Origin of the sequence: Sphingomonas sp., assembly GCF_965200105.1 — a bacterium.
Classification (GTDB): domain Bacteria; phylum Pseudomonadota; class Alphaproteobacteria; order Sphingomonadales; family Sphingomonadaceae; genus Solisphingomonas.
Genome location: NZ_CBDATN010000002.1, coordinates 743,635 through 760,465, shown reverse-complemented (window position 1 = coordinate 760,465; position 16,831 = coordinate 743,635). Strand labels below are relative to the sequence as shown.

General features: G+C 70.5%; 16 protein-coding genes. 7 read left to right on the top strand and 9 right to left on the bottom strand.

Features of this window, described 5'->3' with window-relative positions; all coding sequences use genetic code 11:
• Positions 1-40 precede the first annotated feature (40 nt).
• The 3 genes from ACOFKX_RS05005 to ACOFKX_RS04995 are packed head-to-tail and all read left to right on the top strand — an operon-like array spanning position 41 to position 3,466.
• Positions 41-1,381 carry an OmpP1/FadL family transporter gene (locus ACOFKX_RS05005; RefSeq protein ID WP_419825973.1) on the top strand — a complete coding sequence of 447 codons (1,341 nt, stop codon included), beginning with the start codon at positions 41-43 and terminating at the stop codon, positions 1,379-1,381.
• On the top strand, positions 1,381-3,063 hold the full coding sequence (locus ACOFKX_RS05000) for a long-chain-fatty-acid--CoA ligase (protein WP_419825972.1): 1,683 nt from the start codon (positions 1,381-1,383) through the stop codon (positions 3,061-3,063). The genes ACOFKX_RS05005 and ACOFKX_RS05000 overlap by 1 nt, the downstream gene beginning before the upstream one ends.
• Positions 3,056-3,466, top strand: a complete 411-nt coding sequence (locus ACOFKX_RS04995; RefSeq protein ID WP_419825971.1) for a MerR family transcriptional regulator — start codon at positions 3,056-3,058, stop codon at positions 3,464-3,466. The genes ACOFKX_RS05000 and ACOFKX_RS04995 overlap by 8 nt, the downstream gene beginning before the upstream one ends.
• Here ACOFKX_RS04995 and ACOFKX_RS04990 read toward each other — a convergent pair.
• Positions 3,463-5,271 (bottom strand): glycoside hydrolase family 15 protein, encoded by a 1,809-nt coding sequence (locus tag ACOFKX_RS04990; RefSeq protein ID WP_419825970.1) that lies wholly within the window; start codon positions 5,269-5,271, stop codon positions 3,463-3,465. The genes ACOFKX_RS04995 and ACOFKX_RS04990 overlap by 4 nt on opposite strands.
• On the bottom strand, positions 5,268-6,797 hold the full coding sequence (zwf, locus tag ACOFKX_RS04985; RefSeq protein ID WP_419825969.1) for a glucose-6-phosphate dehydrogenase: 1,530 nt from the start codon (positions 6,795-6,797) through the stop codon (positions 5,268-5,270). Before zwf ends, ACOFKX_RS04990 begins: the two co-directional genes overlap by 4 nt.
• A gap of 103 nt (positions 6,798-6,900) precedes the next feature.
• Here zwf and ACOFKX_RS04980 point away from each other — a divergent pair, with 103 nt between their 5' ends.
• On the top strand, positions 6,901-7,605 hold the full coding sequence (locus ACOFKX_RS04980; protein WP_419825968.1) for an EI24 domain-containing protein: 705 nt from the start codon (positions 6,901-6,903) through the stop codon (positions 7,603-7,605).
• Here ACOFKX_RS04980 and ACOFKX_RS04975 read toward each other — a convergent pair.
• The 5 genes from ACOFKX_RS04975 to secB all read right to left on the bottom strand — a co-directional run bounded on the left by ACOFKX_RS04975 (position 7,589) and on the right by secB (position 12,453).
• Positions 7,589-8,404, bottom strand: coding sequence for a metallophosphoesterase (locus tag ACOFKX_RS04975; protein WP_419825967.1), 816 nt, complete (start codon positions 8,402-8,404; stop codon positions 7,589-7,591). The genes ACOFKX_RS04980 and ACOFKX_RS04975 overlap by 17 nt on opposite strands.
• A 71-nt stretch (positions 8,405-8,475) precedes the next feature.
• A complete protein-coding gene (locus ACOFKX_RS04970) occupies positions 8,476-9,201 on the bottom strand; it encodes a DUF4136 domain-containing protein (protein WP_419825966.1) in 726 nt (241 codons plus the stop codon).
• A gap of 110 nt (positions 9,202-9,311) precedes the next feature.
• Positions 9,312-10,325 (bottom strand): tryptophan--tRNA ligase, encoded by a 1,014-nt coding sequence (gene trpS / locus ACOFKX_RS04965; protein WP_419825965.1) that lies wholly within the window; start codon positions 10,323-10,325, stop codon positions 9,312-9,314.
• A gap of 33 nt (positions 10,326-10,358) precedes the next feature.
• Positions 10,359-11,915: a murein biosynthesis integral membrane protein MurJ gene (gene murJ, locus ACOFKX_RS04960; RefSeq protein WP_419825964.1), complete on the bottom strand. Its 1,557-nt coding sequence runs from the start codon at positions 11,913-11,915 to the stop codon at positions 10,359-10,361.
• 28 nt (positions 11,916-11,943) lie between these two features.
• The gene (gene secB / locus ACOFKX_RS04955) at positions 11,944-12,453 is read right to left on the bottom strand and encodes a protein-export chaperone SecB (protein ID WP_419825963.1); all 510 of its coding nucleotides are present in this window, start codon (positions 12,451-12,453) and stop codon (positions 11,944-11,946) included.
• A 192-nt stretch (positions 12,454-12,645) separates the two neighbouring features.
• Between secB and ACOFKX_RS04950 the strand changes: the two genes are divergently transcribed.
• The 3 genes from ACOFKX_RS04950 to ACOFKX_RS04940 are packed head-to-tail and all read left to right on the top strand — an operon-like array spanning position 12,646 to position 15,048.
• Entirely contained in the window at positions 12,646-13,299 is a 654-nt protein-coding gene (locus tag ACOFKX_RS04950) for a Tim44/TimA family putative adaptor protein (RefSeq protein WP_419825962.1), read from the top strand.
• Entirely contained in the window at positions 13,296-14,528 is a 1,233-nt protein-coding gene (locus ACOFKX_RS04945; protein ID WP_419825961.1) for a murein transglycosylase A, read from the top strand. Before ACOFKX_RS04950 ends, ACOFKX_RS04945 begins: the two co-directional genes overlap by 4 nt.
• Positions 14,512-15,048: a Smr/MutS family protein gene (locus tag ACOFKX_RS04940; RefSeq protein WP_419825960.1), complete on the top strand. Its 537-nt coding sequence runs from the start codon at positions 14,512-14,514 to the stop codon at positions 15,046-15,048. Before ACOFKX_RS04945 ends, ACOFKX_RS04940 begins: the two co-directional genes overlap by 17 nt.
• On the opposite strand, the gene dapE is transcribed toward ACOFKX_RS04940, so the two are convergent.
• Complete coding sequence (gene dapE / locus ACOFKX_RS04935) at positions 15,032-16,165, bottom strand: succinyl-diaminopimelate desuccinylase (RefSeq protein WP_419825959.1); 1,134 nt, start codon at positions 16,163-16,165, stop codon at positions 15,032-15,034. The genes ACOFKX_RS04940 and dapE overlap by 17 nt on opposite strands.
• A complete protein-coding gene (locus ACOFKX_RS04930) occupies positions 16,162-16,827 on the bottom strand; it encodes a glutathione S-transferase family protein (RefSeq protein WP_419827348.1) in 666 nt (221 codons plus the stop codon). The genes dapE and ACOFKX_RS04930 overlap by 4 nt, the downstream gene beginning before the upstream one ends.
• Positions 16,828-16,831 lie beyond the last annotated feature (4 nt).

The following is a 16,831-nucleotide window of genomic DNA, read 5'->3' as shown; positions in this document are numbered from 1 at the left end:
CACGATCCCGCTCACTAGTCAGCGTTCAGGGAGAACAAGAGTGAAGCATCTGTCTGCGGGCGTCCGTCGCGGCGTCTCCGTGGCGGCCCTCGCGGCCGCCGCCGGCGGCTGGACCGCACCGGCCCACGCCGCCGCCTTCTACCTCGCCGATCAATCGACCAAGGGCCTCGGCCGCGCCTTCTCCGGCGAGACGGCGGAGCGCGGCGCCCAGCAGCAATGGTACAACCCGGCCGCAATCGGCGGGATCACCGGCGTCCAGAACTATGTCGGCGTGACCGCGATCCTGCCCGGCGGCAGCGTGCGGCCGGATGCCACCAGCCCGACGACGGTCGGCAGGCGCGTCGTCGGCGGCGCCGCCGGCAAGGATCCCGTCAACAACGGCTACCTGCCCAATGGCGGCGTCGCGATCGGGCTCGGCAAGGTGGCGTTGGGGCTGACCGTCACCTCGCCGTTCAGCTTCACGACGAACTACGACAGCGATTTCTTCGGCCGCTACTCGGCCGACAAGTCCCGCCTGCGGACCTTCGACATCCAGCCCTCGATCGCGTTCGCGCCCAACGAGCATCTGAGCGTCGGCGGCGCGGTGAACGTCGAGTATCTGCGCGCGACGCTCTCCAACTATCTGCCCGATCCCTTCTCCACCAACCTCGGCACGCCCGCCACGCCGTTCCCCGACGGCCACCAGTATCTGAAGGGCGATGGTTGGGACGTCGGCTACAGCTTCGGCTTCCAGTATCACAACGATCAGGTCGATCTCGGGGCCTCGTACAAGTCGTCGATCCGGCACAAGCTGAAGGGCAAGCTCATCATCGACGGGCTCACCGATCCGCTGGCCGGCGCGATCAACCAACGCGTCGACGGCGCGAATGCCGACTTCACCACGCCGTGGCAGGTGAGCGTGGGACTGCGTTATCACTTCACGCCGGCGTTCACGCTGAACGCGCAGGTGACCCGATTCGGCTGGGAGAAGTTCGACACGATCGACCTCTCCAACCTCGGCGCCGTGACCCCCGACCAGTCGATCGTCCAGAGCTACAAGAACAGCTACACCTACGCGCTCGGCGCGGACTACAAGCTGTCCGAGAAGACGACGCTGCGCGCCGGCGTGGCGCGCGACCTGACGCCGATCCGTGACAATTACCGCGATCCGCGCGTGCCCGACGGCAATCGCTGGTTCTTCGCGGTGGGCGGCACCCATGAGCTCAACGACTTTGTCGGCGTCGACTTCGGCGCGGCCTACGACAAGATCAAGAGCGAGCGCGTCGACAACACCGCCGTGATCTACGGCGGCACCATCCTCCAGACGACGAGCACCACCAGCGGGCGGACGCACAACGGCCACGCCGTGCTGCTCAGCCTCGGCGCGCACGTGGCGATGTGATGGCCACCGCCGGCTCCGCGTCCGCCTCGGTCGCCGGAGCCGGCGGCGCGTGCGCCATCAAGCCGCGCCTGCTTACCGACCTGATCGACAAGGCGGCGCGCAATCATGGCGACGTCGACGCCATCGACTTCATGGGCCGGCGGTGGACGTACCGGCGGATCGCCGGCCTCGCGGAGCGTGCTGCGCGGGGATTGCAGGATCTCGGCGTGACGAAGGGCACGGGGGTGGGGCTGTGCCTGCCCAACATGCCGCACTATGTCATCCTCTACTTCGCGCTGCATCGGATCGGCGCGATCGTCGTCAACATCAATCCGCTCTATACCGCCAAGGAAATCCGGCACCTGCTGGCGGATTCGGGCGCGACGATGGTCGCGACCTGCGATGTCGCCGAGTATCACGCCAAGGTGTCGGAAGTGGCCGCCGAACTCGGCCTTGCCAAGGTGATCGTCTGCCGCATGACGGAGGCGCTGCCGCCGGTCAAGCAGGCGCTCTACCGGCTGTTCAAGCGCCGAGACATCGCGCGCCTCGCCAATGACGGTCGCCAGATCGGCTTTACCGAGTTGCTGCGCGCGAAGGGCAAGCCCGATCCGGTCGCGCGCGATCCGCACGACGTGGCGGTGCTGCAATATACCGGCGGCACCACCGGCGTGCCCAAGGCGGCGATGCTGACGCATGCCAACCTGACGGCCAACTGCGCGCAGATCGCGATCCACATCTCGCGCGTGCCGCTGAAGGAGGAGCGGATCATGGGCGTGCTGCCCATGTTCCACGTCTTCGCGCTTACCTCCGTGCTCGATTATACGGTGGATGCCGGTGGGACGATCGTGCTGCTGCCGCGCTTCGAGGTGAAGCAGTTTCTCGCCACGATGAAGCGCATGCGCTGTACGCAGCTGTTCGGCGTGCCGACGATGTACGTGGCGCTGAACAAGCTGCCGGAGGCCGAGATCGCGCCGCTGAAGTCGTTGAAGTTCTCGATCTCGGGCGGCGCGCCGCTGCCGTTCGACGTGCGCACCGCTTTCGAGAAGCGCGTCGGGTGCAGGGTGGTGGAGGGCTACGGCCTCTCGGAATCCTCGCCGGTCATCACCTGCAACCCGCTGAACGGCGTCATCAAGGACAATAGCTGCGGACCTGCCTTTCCGGGCACGACGATCGAGATCCGCGACCTCGACGATCCGCACAGGCTGATGCCGCAGGGCGAGCGCGGCGAGGTCTGCGCGCGCGGGCCGCAGGTGATGAAGGGCTATTGGAACCGGCCCGAGGAAACCGCGGCGGTGTTCGTCGACGGCGCGCTGCGCACCGGCGACGTCGGCTATCTCGACGAGGACGGTTACCTGTTCCTGGTCGATCGCATCAAGGACGTGATCCTGGCGGGCGGCTACAACATCTATCCCCGCACCATCGAGGAGGCGCTGTACGAACATCCGGCGGTGGCGGAAGCGGTGGTGATCGGCGTCGACGATCCGTATCGCGGCCAGGCGCCCAAGGCGTTCGTGACGCTGCGCGAGGGCCACGCAGTCACCGGCGACGCGCTACGCGCCTTCCTAAAGGATCATCTCAACAAGCTGGAGATGCCGCGCGAGGTCGAGGTGCGCGCCGAACTCCCCAAGACGTTGATTGGCAAGTTGTCGAAGAAGGAGCTAGTGGAGGAGGAGCGGGCGAAGGCGACGGGCGGCGGTGATTGATCCGACGACAGCGCCGTCCGCGCGCGAGCGGCTGCGCGCGATCCAGGACGTCGCCGACGAGCTCGGCGTCAGCACGCGCACGCTGCGCTTCTACGAGAGCAAGGGGCTGATCGAGCCGCAGCGCGTGGGCGCGATGCGCGTCTACGATCGTCGCGAGGTGGCGCGGCTCCGCCTTATTCTGCGCGGCAAGCGGCTCGGCTTCTCTTTGCGCGACATTCAGGAGTTCCTGAACCTCTACGACGCCGATCCACAACATGCCGAGCAGATGCGCCGTCTGATCGACCGCGTCCGCTCGCGGTTGGCGGAACTGGAGGCGCAACGCGCCGCGATCGACGAGACCGTCCGCGAACTCCATCAGATCGAGCGCGAGGCGGACGCGCGGCTGGTCGGCGCGCGCGCCTAGCCCGTCGCGAGCTGACCGGTCGTGCCGCGAGCGTGCCCGGCCAGCGTGTGCGCCGCCGTCACCAGCGCGAAATGGCTGAACGCCTGCGGGAAGTTGCCGAGCTGGCGCTGCGCCTTGGGATCATATTCCTCGGCGAGCAGGCCGACATCGTTGGCGAGCCCCGCGACATGATCGAACAGCGCGCGCGCGTCGTCGATCCGGCCGGTGAGCGCCAGCGCGTCGACCAGCCAGAAGCTGCACGCCAGGAACGCGCCTTCGTCGCCGGGCAGGCCGTCGGTGCCGTCCTCGACATTGTAGCGGTAGACGACGCCGTCGCGCTTCAGGTCGCGCTCGATCCGCGCGATCGTGCCGCGGATGCGCGGATCGTCGGGCGGCAGGAAGCCCAGCATCGCCATCTGGAGCAGTGCCGCGTCGACGCGCTTCGATCCGTAATATTGCACGAAGCTGCCGATCTCCGGATCGTAGCCCCTCTCGCAAACCTGCGCGTGGATCTCGTCGCGCGCCGTCTTCCAGGAGCTCACGTCTCCCGAGAGGCCGAAATCCTCCGCGCTCGCGATCATCCGGTCGAATGCCAGCCAGCACATCACCTTGGAGTGGACGAAGTGCTGAGGCGGGCCGCGAACCTCCCATAGCCCCGAATCGGGCTGCCGCCACAGGTCGAGCAGCCGCCGGGCGATCGCGCATTGCAGCGGCCACACCTCGTCCATGTCGGGCAGCCCCGCGCGCCGCGCGCCGTCGAACGCGGCGAGCACCGAGCCGTAGACGTCGAGCTGGAGCTGCTCGGACGCGGCGTTGCCCACGCGGACGGGCCTGCTCGCCTCGAAGCCGGGCAGGTGGTCCAACTCCACCTCGGTCAGCCGCCGCTCGCCGGCGAGACCGTACATGATCTGCAGCTCGTCGGGCGCGCCCGCCACCGCGCGCATCAGCCACCAGCGCCACGCGCCCGCCTCCTCATGGAAGCCCGATGCGGTGAGCGCGTAGATCGTCAGCACCGCGTCGCGCAGCCAGCAGTAGCGATAGTCCCAGTTCCTGACGCCGCCCGGGCTCTCGGGCAGCGAGGTGGTCGGCGCGGCGACGATCCCGCCGGTGGGCGCGTAGGTCATCGCCTTCAGCGTCAGCAGCGATCGCTTGACGATATCGGCATAGGGCCCGTCGGCGGCGTAGCCGGCGATCCAGCACTCCCAATATTCCTCGCTGTGGCGAAGCAGCGCGAAGGGGTCGCGCGGGATCGGCGGCGCCACGTGCGAGGGATACCATTCGAGCATGAAGGCGATCGACTGGCCCGCCTCCACGCAGAAGTCGGCCACCGTGGCGAAATCGGCATTCTCGAAGTCGATGCTGGAGGAGACGCGCACGGCGTCCGGCCCGGCAACGGCGGTGATGACGCCGCGCTTGCGCTGAAGCCAGGGGATGCGCTGCCCGTAGCCGAAGCGCAGACGCAGCTCGGTGCGCATCGCGACGCGGCCCTCGAGCCCGCGTACGATGCGGACGAGCTCGTGGTGGCGATCGGTGGCGGGCGGCGGCATGAAGTCGAGCACGGCGGCGCGCCCGCTCGCCGTCTCGATCACCGTCTCCAGCACCATCGTGCCGGGCAGGTAGCGCCGCGAGCCGCCCGTCGCGTCCGGCGCGGAGAGCGCCCAGCCGCCATGCTCGGGCGTGCCGAGCAGGCTGGCGAAGATCGCCTCGGAATCGAAGCGCGGCAGGCACAGCCACTCGATCGTGCCGTCGCGGTGGACGAGCGCGGCGCTCTGCGTCGAGCCGATCAGCGCATAGTCCTCGATCGGGCGGACGGGGGCGGCGCTCACCGTGCCTTGGCCTCGCCGACGCCGACATGCCACGCCCGGCCGTCGCGATCGAGCAGCGCGTCGGCGGCGTCCGGCCCCATGCTACCCGGCGCGTAAGGCTCGGGCCTGCCGCCCTCCGCCCAGACGTCGAGGAAGGGCTGCACCGCGGCCCAGCCGGCCTCGATCCCGTCGGCGCGCTGGAACAGCGTCTGGTCGCCGATCAGCAGGTCGTAGAGCAGGGTCTCGTAGCCGGTGAGCTTCGAGATGTCGAAGCGGTCGGCGTAGCGGAAATCGAGGCCGACGGGCACCGTCGCCACCTCCAGCCCCGGCTGCTTGATCGAGATCTCCATGCGCAGCCCCTCGTCGGGCTGGACCTGGACGACGAGGCGGTTGGCGGGGGGGCGCCGCTCCTGCGCGGTGGAGGCGAACTGCGCGAAGGGCACGCGCCGGAAGGTGACGACGATCTCGGTATCGCGCGCCGCCATCACCTTGCCGGTGCGCAGGTAGAAGGGCACGCCCGCCCAGCGCCAGGTGTCGACCATCAGCTTGAGCGCGACGAACGTCTCGGTGACGCTGTCCCTCGCGACGTCGGGCGTGTCGGTGTAGGCGGGCACGTCCGCGTCGTTCAGCGTGCCGGCGGTGAACTGGCCGCGCACGCCGTCCTCGGCGGCCTGCTCGGCCGTCCAGTGGCGCACCGCCTTGAGCACCTTGCCCTTCTCGTCGCGGATGGCCTCGGCGTCGAAGCTGTTGGGCGCCTCCATCGCCACCATGGCGAGGAGCTGGAAGAGATGGTTGGGCACCATGTCGCGCAACGCGCCGGTGGCGTCGTAGAATTTGCCGCGCGTGCCGATTCCCACCGTCTCGGCGGCGGTGATCTGCACGCTGTCGATGAAGTTGGCGTTCCACAGCCCCTCGATCATCATGTTGCCGAAGCGCGCGGTCATGATGTTCTGCACCGTCTCCTTGCCGAGGAAATGGTCGATGCGGTAGACCTGCGTCTCGGCGACCTTGGCGAGAATCTGGGCGTTGAGCGCCTTCGCGCTGACGAGATCGTGGCCGAACGGCTTCTCGATCGCCACACGGCGGAAGCCGTCCTCCGCCTCCGCCATCAGCCCATGGTCGGCGAGCTTCTCGACGATCGGCCCGAAGAACTGCGACGCGGTGGCGAGGTAGAAGGCGGCGTTCTTGGTGCCGGCCTCGTCGAGCTTCGCCTTGACCGCCTCGAAGGTCGCGTCGTCGGTGAAATCGCCCTTCATATAGTGGATGCGCTGGCTGAGCGCGTCCCACGCCGCGCCATGGCCGGTGTCGCCCTCGCCGCCCTTCTCGGGATGGAAGTCGGCGATGCGCTTGCGCAGCATCTCGTCGTCGCCCTCCTCGATGCCGATGCCGAGCACGTGGAAGTCGTCGGTCAGCAAGCCCTCGCGGGTGAGATTGATGAGCGAGGGCATCAGCAGGCGGCGGGTGAGATCGCCGGTGGCGCCGAAGATCACCAGCGTGGCGGGCGGGGCGGGGGGCACCTTGGCTTGGGTCTGGGTCGGCTCGGCCATGCGGATCGTCACCTCTGCTGCGCGATGCGACGTGAAGCCTCCGCGCGTACGCCGGTTCCGTGACGGTTCGGACACGGAGGCGGGGCGTGGCGTTAAAGATGGCATGCTCTCCGCCTTCACCCGTGCCGCGGGCCAGCTCGGCGATCCCGCGATCGTCCGCATCCTCGTCCGCTCGCTGCTCGTCACGCTGCTGATCTTCGCCGCGCTGGGGGCGCTCGCCGCCTGGGCGCTGGCGGGCGTCGATCCGTGCGGCTGGTGGGGCGAGGAGAGCTGCGCGCTGGGCGTCTCCGCCTCGGGGCTCGGTGCGCTGCTCGCCACCGCGCTGCTGCTCTGGCTGCTCTTCCCGGCGGTCGCGATCGGCGTCGTATCGGCCTATATGGATGAGGTGGTCGGCGCGGTGGAGCGGTGCCACTATCCCCGTGCGGCGGCGACCGCGCGGTCGCTCGGCTGGGGCCGGCTGGCGTGGATCGGGCTGCGCTCCTCGCTGCGCGTCTTCCTCTACAACCTGATCGCGCTGCCGCTCTACCTCGTGCTGCTGGTGACGGGCGTGGGTACGCTGATCGCCATCGTCGTCGTCAACGGCATCGCCTTCGGGCGCGACCTCGGCGAATTGGTGGCGGCGCGACATCTCGATCGCGCGGGCGTGCGGCTGTGGCTGCGCGAGAGCCGCGGCGCGCGGGCGGTGCTGGGCATGATCGTGACCGCGCTGTTCCTGGTGCCGGTGGTCAACCTGATCGTGCCCGTGCTTGCCGCCGCGACGGCGACGCACCTGTTCCACGAGACGCGGCGGCTCACCGTCCGATCGTGACGAGCCAGAGATCGGGCGCCGCGCCGAGCCGGATCGGCAGGTCGCTGGTGCCGAGCCCCGCGCCGACTATGATCGTGCGCGCGCCCTCCCGGACCACGCCGCACGCGTAGCGGCCGCCGAACCTCGACTGGGTAACGGGCGCGCCGATCAGCGGGAAGCGCACTTGCCCGCAATGCGTGTGACCCGCGAGCACGAGACCGACCTGCGGCGGCAGCTCGGGCACGATGTCGGGCGAGTGGGTGAGCGCGACGGGAATGCCGCCGGTCGCGCGCCAGCTCGCCATGGTGCGCGCGACGTCCGCGTTGCCGCCGGTCGCGTCGGCGACGCCAAGGATCGCGAGTGGGCCGAGCCGCAGCGCCTCGTTCCACATCAGCCGGATCCCGGCCGCCGCCAGCCCGTCGGCGACCGCCTTGGCATCGTGGAGATCGTGGTTGCCGAGCACCGCGTAGACGCCGAGCGGCGCGCGCAGTCCGCCCAGCGGGGCCACGGCGGCGGCGGCTTCCGGCTTCTTCCAGGCGAGGCCGTCGAAGCGATAGTCGCCGGCGAGCAGCACCGCGTCGGGTCGGAGCGCATTCACCTCCGCGACGCTCCGCCTCAGGCGATCGAGCGTGTCGCCGGGCGCGGAAGGGTGGGTGTCGGAGAGGAGCGCGAGGCGGAGCGGTGCGTCGCCCGCCGGCCAGCCCGCGACGTGCGCCGTCAGCCGGCGAACGACGGGCGCGCTGCCCGCGAGCAGCAGCATGTGCAGCGTCAGCACCCAGGCGCACGCGATCGTCAGCAGGAGCGCGTGGCGGATCGTCACCCGCGCGCCGTCCACGAAAAAGGGCGCCGGGACAAGCCCGACGCCCCTTGGATCGCCCGATGCCGTGGGGCCTAGCTGCGCGGCCCCTGCGGCGCGTAACCCTGCGGCGGCGCATTGCGCGCCTTCTGCTGCTGCTGCGTCACCGTGATGCGGATGTCCTGCCCGTTATTGCCGGGGAAGCCCGTGAACATCGCGTCGATCAGGTTGGGCACCAGGTAGGTGAGATTGTCGGTGGTCGACTGCGCGCGCGCGCGGCCCTCGAACAGCTTCTCGCCGTCCGATCGCGTGATCGTCATGGTGAGATAGGCGGGGAAGACGGTGTAGCTCTCGACGTCCGGTCCGCCGAACCCGCCCCAACCATAATCCCAGCCGAAGCCGCCATAGCCAAAGCCGTGATAGCCGAAGCCGCCGCCGAAACCGCCATATCCGTAGGGCCCGAACCCGCCATAGCCGAAGCCCGGCCCGTAGCCGCCATAGCCGAAGCCGGGCGTGGTGGTGACTTTCTGCTGGCCCGGCCCGACGCCGTAATCGAGCTGGACGATCATGTTCGTCGGCCCGCCCTGCGCGGGGCGGTAGCCCTGCTGCGCCAGGCGTTGCGTCACCTGCGAGGCGTATTGACCGAACTCCAGCCCGCCGTGGTTGGCGGGATTGAGCGGCTCGATCCGGAAGGTCTGCCCCTGCGGCACGGGCAGACGCTGGAAGCGCGCGACATTGGCATTGAAGTCTCGCGCGCAGCCGCTTGCGGCGAGAAGCGCGATCGGGGCGGCGAAGGCAAGGAGCTTGCGGGAAATCGTCATGTCCAGACAACCTCTTGGGGGCGGGACGATCCCGCCGGCGGGAAGACCGCGATATATTCGGCGACCTGCACCGAACGTAGGATGAACGGTTTATCCCACAAGGGGTTGCGTCACCCGCGGGTCAGCCCGAGCGCCGCGTAGGCGGCCGCCAGAACTGGTTTCGCCGCGGTGCGCGCCGCCGCCGCCCCGCGCGCCAGCAGCCGGTCGACTTCGCCCGCGTCGCGCGTCAGCTCCGCCAGCCGCGTCGAAATCGGGCGCAGCGTTTCCACCAGTCGCTCGGCGAGGACGGGCTTGAACGTGCCGAAGCCCTGGCCCGCATATCGCGCGAGCACGTCCGCGACCGGCTCGTCGCCGAGCGCGGCGTGGATGCCCACCAGGTTCCGCGCCTCCGGCCGCGCATCGAGCAGCGCGGGATCGTCGGGCAGCGGCTTGGGATCGGTCTTGGCCTTGCGGATCTTGGCGGCGATGGCGTCGGGATCGTCGGTGAGGTTGATGCGGCTCATGTCCGACGGATCGGACTTGGACATCTTGGCGGTGCCGTCGCGAAGGCTCATGATCCGCGCGGCGGCGGGCGGGATGATCGGCTCGGGCAGGCGGAAGAGATCGACCGCGAAGTCGGTGTTGAACTTGGTGGCGATGTCGCGCGCCAGCTCCAGATGCTGCTTCTGGTCCTCGCCCACCGGAACGTGGGTGGCGCCGTAGAGCAGCACGTCGGCGGCCTGGAGCACGGGGTAGGCGAATAGGCCTACCGAGGCGCCCTCGCGGTTCTTGCCGGACTTCTCCTTGAACTGCGTCATGCGGTTCAGCCAGCCGATGCGCGCCGTGCCGTTAAGCAGCCAGGCGAGCTCCGGGTGGGCGGGAACGGCGGCCTGATTGAACAGCGTCGCCTTGTCCGGATCGACGCCGGCGGCGATCAGCGCGGCGGCCATCGCGCGCACGTTGGCGCGGAGCGCTGCGGGATCATTGTGAACGGTGATCGCGTGGAGATCGGCCAGGAAGAAGAAGCAGTCGCCGCCTTCTCCCGCCACCTCGTCCTGCATCCGCACCCAATTGCGGATCGCGCCGAGATAGTTGCCGAGGTGCAGGTTTCCGGTGGGCTGGATGCCCGAGACGACGCGCTTCATGGGGCGCGGCTGTCGCGTGGCCGGCCAGTCAGGTCAAGCGCGGCGGAGCTGCGCCTTGAGCTCGGCGGGACGCAGCGCGCCGAACAGGAAGGCGCAGGCGAAGAACAGCGTCGCCGCCAGCCCCATATAGCAGCCAAGCCAGAGGATGCGAGGCAGGATGCGACCGCCGACATGCGCGTCGACGGTGCCGTTGGCGACGAGCAGGAACAGCGTCATCACGCCGGTGGCAGCGGCGAGGCGCAGGGTGGAACGAATGAGGCGTGCGTCCGCCGCGAACAGCCCGCGCCGCCTGAGCGTCCAGTAGAGCAGGCCCGCATTCACCCACGCCGAGATCGCCGTCGAGATGGCGAGCCCGACATGCGCGAGCGGCCAGACCAGCGTGAGGTTGCCGACGAGGTTCACCAGCATTGAGACGAGCGCGATCCGCACCGGCGTACGCGTGTCGGCGCGCGCGTAGAAGCCGGGCACCAGCACCTTGATGAGGATGTAGGCGGGCAGCCCCAGCGAGAAGGCGGCGAGCGCGGCGGCGCTCTTCGCCGTGTCGGCCGGGGTGAAGGCGCCATGCTGCAGCAGCGCGCGCAGGATCGGCGTCGCCGACACCATCAGCGCGGCGGTGGCGGGTAGCGTCAGCAGCAGCACCAGCTCGATCGCGCGGTTCTGCATGTGCTTGGCGCCCGCCTCGTCGCCCGATCCGATCTGGCGCGACAGGCCGGGCAGCATCGCGGTGCCGACGCCGATGCCGATCAGGCCGAGCGGGAGCTGGTTCAGCCGATCGGCGTAGTAGAGGTACGACACCGCCCCCTGCGGCAGGAAGGTGGCGGCCAGCGAGGTGGAGATCAGCAGGTTGAACTGCACCGCGCCCGCGCCGAGCGCGGCGGGCCAGATGATCTTGAGCAGCGCGCGCACCTGCGGGGTGAGACGGGGCCAGGCGAGCTTCAGCTTCACGCCGGCGGCCCAGCACGCCTGCACCATCCAGGCGAGCTGCACCGCGCCCGAGATCGTCACCATGATCGCCTGCGTCCGCGCCGTCGCCACCGACTCGTGGCCGCGCAGGAACAGCAGCCCGCCGATCAGGCAGACGTTGAGCAGCACCGGCGCCGCCGCGTTCACCCAGAAGCGATCGAGCGAGTTGAGGATGCCGCCCGCCAGGCTGACGAGGCTGATGAGCGGCAGGTAGGGGAAGGTGATCCGCGTCAGCGTGACGGCCAGCGCGTATTTGGCGCCGTCCGGATCGTCGGGGAAGCCGCCCGTCATCGCCCACACGATCGGCCCGGCCGCCAGCATCATAGCGGCGGTGAACAGCACCAGCACCGGGAAAAGCACCGACAGCACGTCTTCCGCGAAGTCGAGTGCTGCGGGCACGCCGTCCTTGCCGGCGGTGCGGTTGAACATCGGCACGAAGGCGGAGGAGAAGGCGCCCTCCGCGAAGAGCGCGCGGAACAGGTTGGGCAGCCGCCACGCGATCAGGAAGGCGTCGTTGGCGAAGCCGGCGCCGAGATATTGCGCGGCGAGCGCGTCGCGCGCGAAGCCGAGCACGCGGCTGACGAGCGTCAGCCCGCCGATCGTCGCGGTGTTGCGGACGAGGCTCAACGCCGGTCGAGCCCCGCCCGCGTAACGGTCAGGCCTGCCCCGCCGGCTCGCCCAGCGCGGCCTGCTGCTGCTCGAGCTGCTGGAAGTAGAGGCCGTTGAAGTCGATCGGATCGAGCATCAGCGGCGGGAAGCCGCCGTCGCGCACCGCGTCCGCCACGATCCGTCGCGCGAAGGGGAAGAGCAGGCGCGGCGCCTCGCCGAGCAGGAAGGGGGGCAGCGCGTCCGCCGGGACGTTGCGCAGCGCGAAGAGGCCACCGTAGAGCAGCTCCAGCTTGAACGCGACGCCCTCGTCGCCTTCGGCGGTGACGTCGATCTTGAGCGCGGATTCGTGGACGTCGTCGGCCACCTGCTGGGTGCCGATGTTGAACTGCACGTCGATGCGCGGTTGGCCCGGCCACTGGTAGACGGCAGGCGCATTCGGGTTCTCGAACGAGAAGTCCTTCACATATTGCGCGACCATGCCGATCTGCGGCTGGTCGTCGGCGCCGTTGGCGGCGGGCATGGTCAGGAAGTCGGCGCCTGCGCTGTCGTCGGCCATGTCGTCCTCGTCTCGGGGTGGCGCGGCGGTAGCCGCGAGATCGGTATCGCGATTATCAGCCGCGTCCGGGCTGGGCAATGCCGACGGAACGCGCGGGCGCGCGATGGATTTGTGTTGGCGAGGCCCAGCGCCTATGTATCGCGATCACGCGACGACAGTCGAGCGCCGGCTCTTCGCCGGGACGGAGGATCGGTGTCCGTAATCATCATCACGGCCTGCGTGGCGCTGTTCGTCGGCTTGCGCCTCTATTCCGTGCTCGGCCGGCGCACCGGGCATGAGCAGCAGCCGATTGCCAATCCCGCCGATGCGCCGCGCACCGCGCTGGTGCCCGCCGCGGCGGAGCCCGCCTCCGGCCGCACGCCGGCCGATGCGAACGCCGCCGCGATCGACGCGGGCGCGGTGGACGGCGTGCGCTCGATCGTCTCCGCCGATCCGCAGTTCGACGTGGCGGATTTCCTGGAAGGCGCGCGCGGCGCTTACGCGCAGGTGCTCGACGCCTTCTGGAAGGGTGACGAGGCGGTGCTCCAGCGGCTGTGCGCGCCCGACGTGCTCGCCGCTTTTCGCGAGGCGATCGCAGCGCGCACGGAGGCCGGCGAGAAGGTGGAGAACCGTCTGATCGCGATCGAGCGCGCGGCGGTGGAAAGCGCGGGCGTCGCCGACAAGGCGGCGATCGTCACCGTGCGTTTCGACGCCGACATCGCGGCGGCGACGCGCGACGCGGACGGCACGCTCGTCGCCGGTTCGCTCAGCGACGCCACGCAGGCGCACGATCTGTGGACCTTTCGCCGCGTCTTGCGCTCGCCCGATCCCAACTGGCTGCTGATCGAGACCGACGAGGCGGCATGATCCGCCGGTCGGCTGCCGGCGCGGCGGTGCTTGCGCTCGTCGCCTCGGCCTGCGTTGGCCCGCGCGCGACGGCGCCGCTCCCAGCGGTGGCGCAGGCGCCCGTCCATCCCGCGCCGCCGAGTGCCGCGCCGTTGTTCGGCGCCGACGCGCGCTCGGCCGGCATCGCGGCGGGGCCGTCGGTCGCCGAGCTGCCGATCGATCCGCAGCGCGCGCTGGGCGCGCTCGCCGGCTTTCGTTCGTCCTGCGCGGTGCTCGTCAGGCGGCAGGACGCGAGCGGCCTCACACGCGGCGCGGATTGGCGCCCGGCCTGCGCGGCGGCGGCGAGCTGGCCGGGCGACGACGCGGTCGGCTTCTTCCGCCGCTGGTTCGAGACCGGGCGGGTCGGCGAGGGCAAGCTGCTCGCCACCGGCTATTACGAGCCCGAGATCGCGGGCGCGCAACAACCGACGCTCGGCTACGACGTGCCCGTCTACGGCGTGCCCGACGATCTCGTCGAGGCCGATCTCGGCCAGTTCGCGCCCGATCTCCAGGGGCGCAAGATCAGGGGGCGCGTGCAGGGCAACCGCTTCGTACCCTATTATGATCGCGGCCAGATCGAGGACGGTGCGATCGCGCCGCGCGCGCGGCCGATCGCCTGGGCGGCCGATCCGATCGCGCTGTTCTTCCTCCAGATCCAGGGCTCGGGCCGGCTGCGGCTGCCCGCCGGCGGGATCATGCGGGTGGGCTATGCCGGGCAGAACGGGCAGCCTTATACGGGCATCGGCAGGTGGATGCTGGCGCACGGGATGCTCGCGCCCGGTCAGGCGTCGATGCAGGGCATCGTCGGCTGGCTGCGCGCGCATCCCGACCAGGCGGACGGCGTGATGCGGCAGAACCGCGCCTACGTCTTCCTGAAGCCGATCTCCGACGCGGGAGGTCCGCCGGGCGCGCTGGGCGTGCCGGTGATCGGCCATGTCTCCGTGGCGGCGGACCCGAAGTTCGTGCCGCTGGGCGCGCCGATCTGGCTGTCGGCCGATCGCACCGAGGCGGCGGGGCTGTGGATCGCGCAGGATACCGGCGGCGCCATCAAGGGCCCGAACCGCGTCGACACCTTCTGGGGCGCGGGCGCGGAGGCGGAGCGGATCGCCGGCGGCATGTCCGCGCGCGGCCTCGCCTACCTGCTGCTGCCGCAGGGCACGGTTGCGCGGCTGAACGGCGGTGGGACGGGCGGGGATGCCGCCCGACCCTGACGGCGACGACGAAGCCGATCTTCTCTGGGCGGCGGTGACGGCGACGGTGCGGCCGATGGCGGGCAGGAAGCGGCCCGCCGTGCCCGCCCGCGCCGTTCAACCTCCCGCACCCCCGGGCCCGCGCCTATCGCCGTCCGCGCGGCCGCCCGCCGCCCCGCGACCGGCGCGCATCCGAGACACGCTCGACGGCGGGTGGGATCGGCGGCTGAAGCGCGGCACGGTGGCGCCCGATCTTACGATCGACCTCCACGGCCACACGCTCGCCGCCGCGCACGCCGCGCTCGACACCGGCCTCTCGCGCGCGATCGCGTGCGACGCGCGGCTGGTGCTGATCGTCGCCGGGCGGATGCCGAGGGAGGGCAACCGGCTCGACAGCCCGCTGCGCGGCATCATCCGGGCCTCGCTCGACGATTGGCTCGCCCATTCGCGCCACGCCGCCCAGATCGCCGCCGTCCGCCCCTCGCACCCGCGCCACGGCGGGGCGGGCGCGCTCTACCTGATTCTCAGGCGGCGACGCTGAGCGCGCGGCGCAGCACGCCCGCGTAGATGCGGGCGAGCGCGCAGATGTCGTCCACCGCCGCCGCCTCGTCCAGCTTGTGCATCGTCGCGTTGGGCAGGCCGAACTCGACGGTAGGCGCGATCCGCGAGAGGAACCGCGCGTCCGACGTTCCGCCGCTGGTGGAGAGCGCGGGGGCGAGCCCCGTCACCTCGCCGATCGCCTCGGCGACGAGACGCGAGAGCGGCCCCGGCTCGGTGAGGAAGGCCTCGCCCGAGATCGCCACCTCGACGTGCGCGGCGGGCGCGTGGGCGGTGGCGACGCGGCGGATCGCCGCCTCCAGATCGGCGCCGCGATGGAGATCGTTGAAGCGGATGTTGAGCCGCGCCCGCGCCCGCGCGGGAATCACGTTGGTGGCGGGATTGCCGACCTCGATGTCGGTCATTTCCAAGTTGGAGGGCTGGAACCAAGCGCCGCCCTCGTCCAGCCGCCAGGCGTCGAGCGCGGACAGGATGCGCACCAGCGCCGGGACCGGATTATCGGCGAGATGCGGGTAGGCGACGTGGCCCTGTACGCCGGGCACCTCGATCCAGGCGTTGAGCGATCCGCGCCGGCCGATCTTGATCGTGTCGCCGAGTGCCGCGTCGCTGGTCGGCTCGCCGACGAGAATCATGTCGGGACGCAGCCCGCGCTCCACCATGCGGTCGATGATGGCGCGGGTGCCGTGGAGCGCGGGGCCCTCCTCGTCGCCGGTGACGAGCAGGCTGACGGTGCCGGCATGATCTCGCGTCTCCGCCGCCGCCGCGACGAAGGCGGCGATCGCGCCTTTCATGTCCGCCGCGCCGCGCCCGTACAGCAGCCCGCCGCGTACCGCCGGCTCGAACGCGCCCGACGTCCAGCCCTCGCCCGGCGGCACAACGTCGGTGTGGCCGGCGAAGGCGAAGTGCGGGCCGCCCGAGCCGCGCGTGGCGATCAGATTGCGGACGGGGCCGTGCGGCGCCGCGCCCGCCGTGAAGCGATCGACCGCGAAGCCTTGGCCCGCCAGCGCCTCGGCGAGCACGTCCTGCGCGCCCGCGTCGGCGGGCGTCACCGAGGGGCAGGCGATCAGCCGGCAGGCGAGATCGACCGGGTCGAGGATCATGCCGCCGGCGTCGGCTCGTAGCGTTCCAGTACCCAGTCCTCCGCCTGCGCGCCCGCGATCCAGTCCTGCACGAAGGGGTGCGCGTAGACGGCGGAGACGTAGGCGGCGGCGAAGCGCGGCATCGGAATGCCATAGGTGACGAGCCGCGTGCATACCGGCGCGAACATGATGTCGGCCGCGCCGAAGCCGCCGAACAGATAGTCGCCGCCCGATCCGAATCGCGCCCGCGCCTGCGCCCACAGCTCGTACACGCGCGCGACGTCGGCCTGCGCGTCGGCCGAGAGCGGGCGGGGCGGAAAGCGCGTGCGGATGTTCATGGCATGTTCGCGGCGCAGCGCCGCGAAGCCCGAGTGCATCTCGGCCGCCATCGATCGCGCCATGGCGCGCGCGGGCTCGTCCTCCGGCCAGAAACGGTCACGGCCCACCCGGTCGGCGAGAAAATCGACGATCGCGATCGAATCCCACACCACGGTGTCGCCGTCCCACAGGATCGGCACCTTGCCGGAAGACGGCGTGAACTCGTCGCCCTGGCGGCGGCGATCCCATTCTTCGTCGTACATCGGCACGACGATCTCCTCGAACGGCAGGCCGGACTGGCGGACGGCGAGCCAGCCGCGCATCGACCAGGAGGAATAGGCCTTGTTGCCGATGATGAGCTTCAACATG